Genomic DNA, 13,468 nt, shown 5'->3' with positions numbered 1-13,468 from the left:
CGCCGAGGGCCGGAAGGCCAGGGAGTGCATGGCGGCGTCGAGGAGGGCGGGGTGCACGGTGAAGCCGGTACCGGCGGCTTCGGGCAGCCGGACCTCGGCGAAGACCTCGGTGCCGCGCCGCCGGACCTCGGTCAGGCCGCGGAAGGCGGGGCCGTAGGTGAACCCGTGGTCGATCAGGTCCTCGTAGAACGTGGTGAGGTCGACGGGTTCGGCGTCCTGCGGCGGCCAGGCGGTGAGCGGCGGCGCGGTGGGCGTGGCGGGTGGCCGCCGGGCGAGGGTGCCCTCGGCGTGGGTGGTCCAGGGGCCGTCGGGTTCGGTGCGGGAGTGGACGGACAGGGCCCGGTGGCCGGTGTCGTCGGGCGGGCCGACGGTGACCTGGAGCTGGACAGGGGTATCGGCCGGGATGAGCAGGGGTGCGGCCTGGGTGAGTTCGTCGAGGTGGGCGCAGTCGAGTTGGCGGCCCGCCCACAGGGCGAGTTCGACGAAGCCGGTGCCGGGGAAGAGGGGGGTGTCGAGTACTGCGTGGTCGGTGAGCCATGGCTGGGCCGCCGTGGAGAGTTCGCCGGTGAACAGGGTGGTGCCGTCGGTGGCCGAGGTGACGCGGGCGCCGAGCAGCGGGTGCCCGGCGGGGCTCAGGCCGAGCGCGGTGAGGTCGCCGGTCGCCGCCGCGGGCCGGGGCTCGGGCCAGTAGGGGGTCCGCTGGAAGGGGTAGGTCGGCAGGTCGACGCGGCGGGCGCCGGTGCCGGCGAAGAGGGCGGACCGGTCGACGGTGATGCCCGCGAGATGGGCGCGGGTCACGGCGGTGACCAGGGTCTCGTCCTCGGGTGCGTTCTTGCGTTGCGCGGCGACGCACACGGGGGGCTCGTCGTCGGCGTCCAGGCAGCTCTGCGCGGAGCCGGTGAGGACCCCATCGGGTCCGGCCTCCAGCAGGACGGTGACGCCCTCGGCGGCCAGGGTGCGCACCCCGTCGGCGAAGCGGACGGTCTCCCGGACGTGCCGCACCCAGTAGTCGGGGGAACACGCCTGTTCCGGGGTGAGGAGTTCCCCGGTGAGGTCGGAGACGACGGGGATCCGCGGCGGTCGCAGGTCGAGGTCGGCGACGACGCGGGCGAAGTCGTCGAGCATGGGCTCCATCAGCGGCGAGTGGAAGGCGTGACCGACCGTCAGGAAGCGGGCACGCACGTCTTGTCCGGCGAAGTCCTCGCGCAGTGCGGTGAGGGCCTCGGCGGGCCCGGAGAGCACGACGGAGCCGGGTGCGTTGACGGCGGCGACGACGACGTCCGGGTGGTCCTCCGCGGCCTCGGCGGCCCGTTTCTCGTCGACGGCGACGGCGAGCATGGCCCCGCCGTGCGGGAGTCGCTGCATGAGACGGCCGCGGGCGGCGATCAGCCGGCACGCGTCAGGCAGGGTCATCACGTCGGCGAGGTGGGCGGCGGTGATCTCCCCGACGGAGTGGCCGAACAGGTAGTCGGCGCGCACCCCCCAGCTCTCCAGCAGCCGGTACAGGGCGGTCTCGAAGGCGAACAGCGCGGGCTGGGTGTACTCGGTGCGGTGCACGGCCTCCGGGTCGGGGTCCTGCGTGCCGGTGCCGAACACGATCTCGGCGAGGGGGCGCGGCAGATGCGGGTCGAGGTGGACGCATACGGCGTCGAAGGTCCCGGCGAACACCGGGTGCGCCGCGTACAGTTCCCTGCCCATGCCGAACCGCTGGGCTCCCTGTCCGGTGAACAGCACCGCGAGGGCGCCCTCGCGGGCGGTGTCCCGCAGCAGCCCGGCCAACTGTTCGCCCGCCGCGAGGGCCGTGAGGGCGGCGGTCGCGTCGGCACGGTCCCGCACGGTGGCGGCGGCCCGGTGGTCGAGGGCGGCGCGGGTGGTGGCCAGGGAGTGGGCGAGGTCCAGGGCGGTCAGGTCGGGGTCGGACGCCAGCGTGTCGAGCAGTCGGGCCGCCTGGTCGCGCAGGGCGGCGGCGTCGTGCGCGGACAGCAGCAGCGGCCAGGAACGGAAGGTGCCGGCCGTTGCCCCGAGGGCGTCCCGCGCGGCGTCCGGGGTGGTGCCGTCGGCGCTGTCACCGGGAGCGGCTTCGGGGATCTCGGCGGCGGGGGCCTGTTCCAGGACGACGTGGGCGTTGGTGCCGCTGATCCCGAACGAGGACACACCGGCGCGCCGGGGGCGGCCGGTCTCCGGCCACGGGCGGGACTCCGTCAGCAGTTCGACCGATCCGGCGGACCAGTCGATCTGCTGCGAGGGCGCGTCCACGTGCAGGGTGCGGGGCAGTTGTCCGTGCCGCATGGCCAGGACGGTCTTGATGACGCCGCCGACACCGGCCGCGGACATGGTGTGCCCGATGTTCGACTTCAACGAGCCCAGGTAGAGGGGCCGTTCGCGGTCCTGGCCGTAGGCGGTGAGGAGGGCGTGCGCCTCGATGGGGTCGCCGAGCCGGGTGCCGGTGCCGTGTGCCTCGACGGCGTCGATCTCGCCGGCGGTGAGCCCGGCGTCGGCGAGGGCGTCGCGGATGACCCGTTGCTGGGCCTGGCCGTTGGGTGCGGTGAGCCCGTTGGACGCGCCGTCCTGGTTGACCGCCGAGCCCCGGACGACCGCCAGCACGGGGTGGCCGTGGTGGAGAGCGTCGGACAGCCGTTCCACGAGCAGCAGGCCCACCCCCTCCGACCAGCCGGTGCCGTCGGCCGCGTCGGCGAACGCCTTGCACCGGCCGTCCGGGGCGAGGCCGCCCTGCCGCTCGAAGTCGGCGAAGAGGGACTCGTTCGGCATGACGCAGACACCACCGGCGAGCGCCAGGTCGCACTGCCCGGAGCGCAGTGCCTGGACCGCGTCGTGCAGGGCGACCAGGGAGGAGGAGCAGGCGGTGTCGACGGTGAGGGCGGGGCCCTCCAGGCCGAGCACGTAGGAGATCCGCCCGGAGAGCACGCTGTTGGAGACCCCGGTGGAGCCGTGGCCGTCGATACGGCCCTCGGTGGCGGTGAGCAGGGTGGCGTAGTCCTGCTGGGAGACGCCGGCGAAGACGCCCGTGCGGCTGCCCTTCAGGGTGAGGGTGTCGATCCCCGCGCGTTCGAGGGCCTCCCAGCTGCTCTCCAGGAGGAGCCGCTGCTGCGGGTCCATGGAGTGCGCCTCCCGTGGGGAGATCCCGAAGAACGCGGCGTCGAAGGAGGCCACGTCGTCGAGGAAGCCTCCCTCGCGGACGTAGCAGGTGCCCTCCTTCGACGGGTCGGGGTCGTAGAGGGAGGCCAGGTCCCAGCCCCGGTCCGTGGGGAAGGGACCGATGGCGTCGCGGCCCTCGGCGACGAGCCGCCACAGGTCGTCCGGTGACTGCACGCCTCCCGGGTAGCGGCAGGCCATGCCGACCACGGCGATCGGTTCCCGGGCCGCCGACTCCAGTTCGCCGAGGCGCCCCCGCGTCCGGTGCAGTTCCGCGGCGACCTGCTTGAGGTAGTCGCGGAGTTCCTTGCCATCAGCCATGTGAACCGTTCACTCCTTGCCGAGTTCCGAGCGGATGAAGTCCAGCAACTCGTCGTCCGAGGCGACGGCGAGGCGTTCCTCGACGTCGGTGCCGCCCGTCTGGGGGGTCGTGCCCACGGCCGCGAGCGCCCGCAACCGGGCCGCGGTCCGGGGTCGTTCGGGGTCGTCGGCGGCCAGTTCCGCGAGGGCCGCCTCCAGTTGGTCGAGCAGGGCGGGCAGTGCCGGCCGCTGCCGGGCGTGCGCGGGACCTGCCTGGTCGACGAGGCGCCGTTCCAACTGCTCGGCCAGCGCGGCGGGGCTGGGGTGGTCGAAGACCAGGGCGGCGGGCAGCGGCAGCCCCGTTGCGGCGGCGAGGCTGTTGCGCAGCTCGACCGCCGTGAGCGAGTCGAACCCGGCCTCACGGAACGACCGGCGCGGGTCGACGCTGTCGGGCGACGGATAGTCGAGGACGGCGGCGGCCCGCGCCCTGACCAGGTCCAGCAGGGTCCGGGCGCGCTCGGCGGGGGGCAGCGCCGCCAGCCGTTCCGCCGGTAGGGCACCGGAGGGCACACCGTTCACGGAGGTGCCGTTCGCGTACCCGCCGCCGGGCTCCTGTCCCCGTGCCCGCCCGGGTGTCTCCCCTCCGGTGTTCGCCACCAGGGTGCGCAGGGCGGCGGGCAGCGTGCCGGCGGCGGCGCGCTCCCGCAGGACGGCGGGGTCGGTGCGCAGCGGCACGAGGACGGCTTCCCCGGCCGCCCAGGCCCGGTCGAACAGGGCGAGGCCCCGTTCGGCGTCCAGCGGCAGCACACCGGCCCGGGCGAGCCGGCGCAGGTCGACCTCGGCGAGCCGTCCGCCCATGCCGCCGCCGGTCCCCCACAGCCCCCACGCCAGCGAGGTCGCCGGCAGCCCCTGTGCCCGGCGGTCGCGGGCGAGGGCGTCCAGACAGGCGTTGGCGGCGGCGTAGTTGGCCTGGCCGGCGCCGCCGAGGGTGCCGACCGCGGAGGAGAACAGCACGAAGTGCGACAGGTCCGCGTCACGGGTCAGCTCGTGCAGATGGTGGGCGGCGTCGGACTTGGGGCCGAGCACGGTGTCCACGCGCTCGGGGGTGAGCGCGGTGACCACGCCGTCGTCGACGACGCCCGCCGTGTGGACGACCCCGGTCAGCGGCCGGTCGGCCGGCACGGCGGCGAGGACGGCGGCGAGCGCCGCACGGTCGGCCACGTCACACGCCGCGAACGTGACCCGGGCACCGTCCCGTTCGAGGTCCGCGGCGAGCGCCTCCGCGCCGGGCGCGTCCGCGCCGCGTCGGCTCACGAGCAGCAGGTCGCGCACACCGTGGCCGGCGGCGAGCCGCCGGGCGACGAGCCCGCCCAGTTCCCCGGTGCCGCCGGTGACGAGGACCGTTCCGTACGCCGGGGCCGGGGTGTCGAGGGGCGGGGCCTCGGCGGGAACGAGCCGCGGCACCCACAGCTCCCCACCGCGTACGGCGATCTGTGTCTCGGACCGGGCCAGGGCGGTGGTCACGGCGGACGCCAGGGCGACCGCGTCGGTGCCGTCGTCCTCCAGGTCGACGAGCAGGAACCGGTCGGGGTGCTCGGCCTGCAACGTCAGCAGCAGCCCCCAGGCCGCCGCACCGGCCGGGTCGCCGGTGGTCGCGCCCCCGCTCACGACGACGACCCGGTGGTCCGCCGACCGCTCCTGCGCGAGGACGGACTGCACGCGGGCGAGCGTGTCGTGCGTGAGACGGCGTACGGCATCCGGGCCACCTCGCCCGCGGTCCCCACCCTGGTCCCGTTCCCGGTCGGCTCCGGACTCCGTCCGCGGGGCCGGCTCCAGGGGCAGGACCAGGAGATCGGCGGCCTCGTCCACGGTCGACGCGTCGGGGCGGACGACCGCCGTGTTCCCGGTGTGCAGGGCGAGCGCCTTGGCCAGGAGACCGGCCCGCCCGTCCGGCTGTCCCAGCACCGCCCACCGGGACCCGGCCGGGGCGACGCCCTCCACGGGCTGCCAGGCCGTCGTGTAGAGGTCCCCGCTCCCGGTGCGGGGCTCCTCGGCGGCGTCCCGGACCGTCTCCAGCCAGTAGGCGTCCCGCTGGAAGGCGTATGTCGGCAGCTCCACCCGGCGCGCGCCGCTGCCGGCCAGAAAAGCGGCCCAGTCCACGTCCACCGACCGCACGTGCAGCCGTCCCAGCGCGGTGACGAGGGAGCGCGTCTCGTCCCGGCCCTTGCGCGCGGCGGGGAGGGCGAGCAGATCGGGCACGGTCTCCTGGACGAGGGAGACGAGTGAGCCGTCCGGACCGACCTCGAGGACCGTGCCGACGTCCCGGGCACGTGCGGCGCGCACGCCGTCGGCGAACCGGACCGTCGCCCGAACATGCCGGACCCAGTAGTCCGGGGTGCACAACTCGCCATCGGCGACATCACCGGTCACGTTCGAGACGACCGGGATCGACGGCTCATGGAACTCCACCCCGGCCAGCACCTCGGCGAACTCGGCGAGCATCGGCTCCATCAACGCCGAGTGGAAGGCATGGCTGACCGCCAGCCGCCGCACGCGCCGCCCGCGCCCCGCGAACCGGTCCGCGACCTCGCGGACGGCGTCCTCGGCACCCGAAAGCACCAGCGACGACGGCCCGTTGACCGCGGCCAGCGACACACCTTCCGGCAGCTCCCCGAGCTCGGACTCCTCCGCCTGCGCCGCCCACATCGCGCCGCCCGACGGCAGTGCCTGCATCAACCGCCCACGCGCCGCGACCACCCGGCACGTGTCAGCAAGCGACCACAGCCCTGCCACATGAGCCGCGACCACCTCGCCCAATGAATGCCCGAACACCACATCCGGCCTCACCCCCCATGACTCGATCAGACGGAACTGCGCCACTTCCAGCGCGAACAGGGCGGGCTGGGCCCACCCGGTGGACTCCAGCACCTCCGCGGGGCCGCCGAACACCACGTCCTTCAGCGAACCCGGCAGCAGCCCGTCAAAAGCCGCGCACACCTCGTCGAAGGCGGAGGCGAACACCGGGAACGCCTCGTACGGACCACGTCCCATCCCCACCCGCTGCGACCCCTGACCGGAGAACACCACCGCCAGACCGCCGCCCGAGGGCGTGTCGGTCGCGGCGGCTCCGGTTCCGGCGAGGCCCGTGAGCGCCTCGTGGAGCTGGTCGAGGTCGGTGGCCGTGAGGACGGTGGCGGTGGGCAGGACCGCTCGGGTGGTGGCGAGCGAGAGCGCGAGATCGGGCAGCCGGACGTCGGGGCGCTCGGTCAGGAAGGCGGCGTACCGGGCCGCCTGGGCGCTCAGGGCCGCGTCGTCGTGGGCGGACAGGACGAGCGGGACGACGCACGGTCCCTGTGCCGCGCCCTCCGACTCCGGTGCCGTCTCCGGTTCCGGCTCCGGCTCCGACTCCGTGTGGGGCTCGGGGCCCGGCCGTGCGGGTGCGTCGGGTTGTTCGAGGACGACATGGGCGTTGGTGCCGCTGATCCCGAACGACGAGACGCCCGCCCGGCGCGGTCGGCCGGTGTCCGGCCAGGCCCGTGCCTCCGTCAGCAGTTCCACCGAGCCCGCCGACCAGTCGACCTCGGGTGTCGGCTCGTCCACGTGCAGGGTGCGGGGCAGTGTCCCGTGCCCCAGCGCCAGGACCGTCTTGATGACACCCGCCACGCCCGCCGCTGCCTGGGAGTGGCCGATGTTCGACTTCAACGAGCCCAGGTACAGGGGCCGTTCACGGTCCTGCCCGTACGTCGCGAGCAGCGCCTGCGCCTCGATCGGGTCACCGAGCCGGGTGCCGGTCCCGTGCGCCTCCACCGCGTCCACGTCCGTGGGGGACAGTCCGGCGCCCGCCAACGCGTCGAGGATGACGCGCTGTTGCGACGGGCCGTTCGGTGCCGTCAGACCGTTCGACGCACCGTCCTGGTTCACCGCAGAACCGCGCACCACCGCCAGCACGGGGTGGCCGTGGCGACGGGCGTCCGACAAGCGCTCCACCACCAGCACCGCCGCGCCCTCCCCGAGGGCGAAGCCGTCGGCCGCGGCGGCGAAGGACTTGCTGCGGCCGTCACGGGCGAGGGCCTGCTGGCGGCTGAAGCCCACGAAGGAGGCGGGTTCGGACATGACGGCCGCTCCGCCGGCGAGCGCGAGGTCGCACTCCCCCGCCCGCAGCGCCTGCACGGCGAGGTGGAGGGCGACCAGGGAGGACGAGCAGGCCGTGTCGACGGTCACCGCCGGCCCCTCCAGGCCGAGCGTGTACGCGATACGGCCGGAGGCGACGCTGGCGGCCGCGCCGGTGGCGAAGTAGCCCTCGACGTCGGTGGCCGCGTCCAGCAGCCGTGCTGTGTGGCCCTGTTCGCTGACGCCCACGTAGACGCCCGTGCGGCTGCCGCGCAGGGTCGACGGGTCGATCGCGGCCCGCTCCAGGGCCTCCCACGAGGTTTCCAGCAGGAGCCGCTGCTGGGGGTCCATCGCCGGCGCCTCGCGCGGCGAGATGTTGAAGAACGCCGGGTCGAAGAGGGCGGCGTCGGAGAGGAAGCCGCCGTGGTCGACGTAACTGGAGTCCGGCGCCGTCCCCTCGGGGTCGTGGAGCCGGTGCAGGGGCCAGCCGCGGTCTGTGGGGAACGGGCCGATGAGGTCCGCCTCCTCGGTGAGGGCCCGCCACAGCTCCTCCGGGGAGCCGATGCCGCCGGGGAGGCGGCAGCCCATGGCGACGACGGCGATCGGGTCGTCGCCGTCGGCGGCGGCCCTGACCGCGACCGGTGCCGGGCGTTCCCGCTCGCCGAGGAGCTTCTGGCCGAGGAACACGGCGAGGGCGGTGACGGTGGGGTGGTCGAAGATCAGGGTGCTGGGCAGCCGTACCCCGGCGGCCGCGGCGAGCCGGTTGCGCAGGTCGACGGCGGTGAGCGAGTCGAAGCCGAGTTCCTTCAGGGCCCGTTGGGGGTCCACGGCGGCGGGGTCGGGGTGGCCGAGGACCGCGGCGGCGTGTTCGCGCACCAGCTCGCGCAGGGCGCGGGTGCGGGCGGCGCCGTCGAGGTCGGCGAGGCGGTGGGCGAGCGCGGAGGGGGCGGTGCCGGTCGCCGTCTCCTCGGGTACGGCGGGTCGGGCCTCGGGGATGTCGTCCAGCAGATGGCTGGGCCGCCCGGAGGTGAAGACCTCGGCGAACCGTTCCCAGTCGACGTCGGCGAGGATCACCGAGACCTCTCCGTCGGCGAGGACCGTGCTCAGTCCGGCGACGGCGGTCTCCGGGTCGATGACGGGCAGGCCGGTGGCGCGGAGCTGGTCGTAGATGGTGTCGGAGACCATGCCGCCGCCCGACCAGGGCCCCCAGGCCACCGACAGGGTGGGTACGCCGTCGGCGCTGCGCCGCTCGGCGCGCGCGTCGAGCACGGCGTTGCCCGCCGCGTAGACGGCGTGGTCGCCCGCGCCCCAGACGGCGGTGATGGAGGAGAAGTAGACGACGGCGTCCAACTGGTCCGGGGCGAGGACGGCTTCGAGGTTCTCGATGCCGGTCACCTTGGCGCCGAGGACGGTGACCAGGTCCGCGAACGGGGCGTCGACGACGGGGCCGAGGACGCCCACTCCGGCGGCGTGCACGACGGCGCGGATCGGGTCGCCGTCGCGTTCGACCTCGGCGAGGGCGGTGGCCAGGGCGGCACGGTCGCCGGTGTCGCAGGCCAGCAGCGTGACCCGTACACCGGTCTCCTCCAGCTCGGTCCGCAGCGCGTCGGCGCCGGGTGCGTCGGCGCCCCTCCTGCTGAGCAGGACGAGGTGCTCGGCGCCGTCCCGGGCGAGCCAGCGGGCGACGTGGGCGCCGAGGGCACCGGTGCCGCCGGTGATCAGCACGGTGCCGCGCGGTGTCCAGCCGGGGTTGCCGTTCGCCGTGGGCGCGGCGTGCACCAGGCGTCGGGCGAGGACCCCGGAGGGCCGTACCGCGACCTGGTCCTCGCCGTCGGTGCCGGCGAGAACGGCGAGGAGCCGGTCGGTGGCGGCCGGGTCGACGGTGGCGGGGAGGTCGACGAGGCCGCCCCAGTGCTGGGGCAGTTCGACGGCGGCGGCACGTCCCAGCGCCCAGACGGCGGCCTGCGTCGGATCGGCGGGCCCGGCGTCGTCGGCGGTGCCGACGGCACCCCGGGTCACGCACCACAGCGGGGCCGCCGTGCCGGTCCTGACGAGCGCCTGGAAGAGGGCGAGCGTGGTGGCCAGACCGGTGGGGACGACCGGGTCGGCCGGGTGCGGGGTGGTGTCGGCGCCGGTCAGGGTCAGCACCCCGGTCGGCGCGAATTCACGGACACGTGCGGCGAGGGTGTCGGCGTCGTCGTCCGGCGCCACGGTCAGGGTCACCGCCCGCTCGGCGCGCTCCCGCAGGGCGTCGGCGGCCGCCAGGAGCCCCGGATCGTCCCGCAGGGCCTCCGGTACGGCGATGAGCCAGGTGCCCGGCAGTTCGGCGGGCGCCGGGGCCGGGTTCAGGGGGCGCCAGTCGACGGTGTACCGCCAGGCGTCGACCGTGCCGCGCCGGCGCCGGTCGCGACGCCAGGACGACAGGGCGGGCAACACGGCGCGCAGCGCGGGTTCGTCGGCCGGCAGGTCCAGGGTGGCCGCGAGCGCGGTGACGTCCTGCTCCTCGACGGCCTGCCAGAACTCCTCGTGCGCCGGGTCGGCCACGGCCACGCCGGGCAGCGTCTGCGGCCAGTGGCGGCGCCGCTGGAAGGCGTAGGTGGGCAGCTCGACCGGTTCACCGTCGGGCGGAGCGCTCCCGTGATCGGCGTACGCCGGGGACCAGTCCACCCGTACGCCGCCGACGGCGAGTTCGGCGAGGGAGGCGAACATCCGGGCCGTACCGCCCTCGTCCCGGCGCAGCGTCCCGACCACCAGCGGCTCGACGTCCGCCCGCTCGACGGTCTCCGCGAGGGGGGCGAGCAGAACGGGGTGCGGGCTGACCTCGACGAAGACGGAGTGCCCGGCCTCGACGAGCCTCGCCGCCGTCGACTCCAGCCGCACGGTGGACCGCAGATTGCGGTACCAGTACTCCGCGTCGAGCCCGGCCGTGTCGAAGCGGTCGGCGGTCACCGTGGAGAAGAAGGGGACGCGGGACGTCGTCGGCTCCAAGTCGGCCAGCGCGGTCAGGAGTTCGTCGTGGATGTGCTCGACGTGCGCGGAGTGCGAGGCGTAGTCCACCTCGACGCGCCGGGCGCGCGCACCCCGTGCCTCCGCCTCCGCGATCACCTCGTCCAGGCCCTCGGGCGTACCGGCCACGACCACCGAGGAGGGACCGTTGACCGCGGCCACCTCCACCCGGCCGTCCGTCACCGGGGTGAGCCGCTCCACTTCCGCCACCGGCAGTCGCACGGACGCCATGCCGCCCTTGCCGGACAGCGCGAGGAGGGCCTTGGACCTCAACGCCACCACTCGGGCACCGTCGTCCAACGACAAGGCTCCCGCCACCACCGCGGCGGCGATCTCGCCCTGCGAGTGCCCGACGACCGCCGCGGGCTCCACCCCGTACGACCGCCACAGCTCGGCGAGCGACACCATCACCGCCCACAACACCGGCTGCACCACATCGACCCGGCCCAACGCCGCGTCGTCGGACAGGACTTCACGCAGCGACCAGTCCACAAAGGCCGACAACGCGCGTTCGCACTCCCCCATCCGCTCCGCGAACACCGGCGAGGCGTCCAGCAGCTCCACCGCCATGCCCACCCACTGCGACCCCTGACCCGGAAACACGAACACGGGCCCCCGGTCGAGCGGACGGGCCGTGCCCGTGACGACCTGCGGGGCGGCGGCCGTGCCCTCGGCGAGGGCGCGTACGCCGGTGAGCAGGTCGGCGCGGTCGGCGCCGATGACGACGGAACGGTGGTGGAACAGCGAGCGGCTGACGAGGAGGGCCTTGCCGACGGCGGCCGGTGTGGTGTCGGTGGTGGTCAGGTGGTCCGCGAGGCGGGCGGCCTGGGCGCGCAGGGCCTCGGGGGTGCGTGCGGAGAGGAGCCACGGGCGGACGACGAGGCGTTCGGCGGTGCTCGTCGTATCGCTGTGGGTGCCTTCCCCGTCCGCGAGTACGTCGGGGTGTTCGCCGGTGTGCGGCGGGGCCTCGGCGGGGGCGTGTTCGAGGATGACGTGGGCGTTGGTGCCGCTCATGCCGAAGGAGGAGACTCCCGCCCGGCGGGGGCGGCCCGTGTCCGGCCAGGGCCGGCTCTCCGTGAGGAGGCGTACGGTGTCGGCGGACCAGTCGACCTGGCGGGTCGGCTCGTCCGCGTGGAGGGTGCTCGGCAGGAAGCCGTGCCGCAGGGCCAGCACGGTCTTGATCACGCCGCCGACCCCGGCCGCCGCCATGCTGTGGCCGATGTTGGACTTCAACGAGCCCAGGTACAGCGGCCGTTCGCGGTCCTGCCCGTACGTCGCGAGCAGGGCCTGCGCCTCGATGGGGTCGCCGAGGCGGGTGCCGGTGCCGTGCGCCTCCACCGCGTCCACGTCCGCCGGGGTGAGCCCGGCACTGGCCAGGGCCTCCAGGATCACGCGTTCCTGGGAGGGGCCGTTGGGTGCCGTGAGCCCGTTGGAGGCGCCGTCCTGGTTCACGGCGGAGCCCCTCACCACCGCCAGTACGCGCCGTCCGTTGCGGCGGGCGTCGGAGAGCCGTTCCAGGACGAGGACGCCCACGCCCTCGGCCCACCCCGTGCCGTCGGCCGCCTCGGAGAACGCCTTGCAGCGGCCGTCGGCGGCGAGACCGCCCTGGCGGGCGAACTCCAGGAAGCCGCCGATGGTGTTCATGACGGTGACGCCGCCGGCGAGGGCGAGGTCGCACTCCCCCGTCCTGAGGGCCTGGCCGGCGAGGTGGAGGGCGACGAGGGAGGAGGAGCAGGCCGTGTCGACGGTGACCGCCGGGCCCTCCAGGCCGAGCGCGTAGGACACGCGGCCGGAGACGACGCTGCCCGCCGTGCCGGTCATGACGTGGCCCTCGGTCTCGGGGGTGGCGGCGAGGACGTCCGCGTAGTCGGAGCCCGCGATGCCGGCGAAGACCCCGGTGCGGCTGCCGCGCAGCGACAGCGGGTCGACACCGGCGCGTTCGACCGCCTCCCACGAGGTTTCGAGGAGCAGTCGCTGCTGCGGGTCCATCGCGAGCGCCTCGCGCGGGGAGATCCCGAAGAAGTCGGCGTCGAACTCGGCGGCGCCCTGGAGGAATCCGCCGGTCGTGGGGGTGGTGCCGTCGACGTGCCGCAGCGCGGTGAGGTCCCAGCCGCGGTCGCGGGGGAAGGCGGTGACGGCGTCGCGGCCTTCGGCGACCAGACGCCACAGGTCCTCGGGGGTGGTGACGCCGCCGGGGTAGCGGCAGGCCATGCCGACCACGGCGAGGGGTTCGTCGGCGAAGCGGGCACGGACGGCGGCACGGCGCCCGGAGTCCTCGCCGTTGAGATGGGCGACGACGGCTTCCGGAGTCGGATGGTCGAAGACGAGGGTCGTGGGCAGGGCCAGGCCGGTCTCCTCGGCGAGGCGGTCGCGGAACCGTACGGCGGACAGCGAGTCGAAGCCGAGGTCCTTGAACGCGCGGTCCGGGGGCACCGCGTCGAGGCCGGGGTGTCCGAGCACCGCGGCGGCCACCGCGCGCACGAGGTCCAGGTCGACGCCCCGGTGCCCGTCCGGGGCGGGCCCCGGTTCGGCGACGGCGGGCGTCGGGGCGGGGAGGAGCGGGCCGCCGGTGCCCGCCGTGGCCGGCAGCCAGAAGCGGTCCCGCCGGAAGGGGTACGTGGGCAGGTCGGGACCGTCGCCGTCGGGGGCTCCGAGGACGGCGGTCCAGTCGACGTCGACACCCCTGACGTGCGGTTCACCGAGGGCGGTCAGCAGGGCGGTGGGCTCGTGCCGGCCGTGCGGGAGGGAGGGGACGAACGCGGGGCCGGGCTCGGGCAGGCAGTCGCGGGCCAGCACGCTGAGGGCGCCGCCGGGGCCGATCTCCAGGCAGGCGGTGGTGCCGAGTGCACCGAGCTGCCGGACGCCGTCGTGGAAGCGCACGGCGTCCCGGACGTGCCGC

General features: G+C 75.1%; 2 protein-coding genes. Both read right to left on the bottom strand.

What is annotated here, in order from left to right:
* A partial coding sequence (locus AOK15_RS37195) for a type I polyketide synthase (protein ID WP_157870483.1) occupies window positions 1-3,474 on the bottom strand: 3,474 nt, incomplete at its 3' end.
* A 9-nt stretch (window positions 3,475-3,483) separates the two neighbouring features.
* Window positions 3,484-13,449 carry a type I polyketide synthase gene (locus AOK15_RS47960; protein ID WP_276206253.1) on the bottom strand — a complete coding sequence of 3,322 codons (9,966 nt, stop codon included), beginning with the start codon at window positions 13,447-13,449 and terminating at the stop codon, window positions 3,484-3,486.
* Window positions 13,450-13,468 lie beyond the last annotated feature (19 nt).

The sequence above is a fragment of the Streptomyces ossamyceticus genome (assembly GCF_001418475.1).
GTDB lineage: Bacteria > Actinomycetota > Actinomycetes > Streptomycetales > Streptomycetaceae > Streptomyces > Streptomyces ossamyceticus.
The sequence above is the reverse complement of the archived record's forward strand: the minus strand, read 5'-3'. Positions and strand labels throughout refer to the sequence as shown.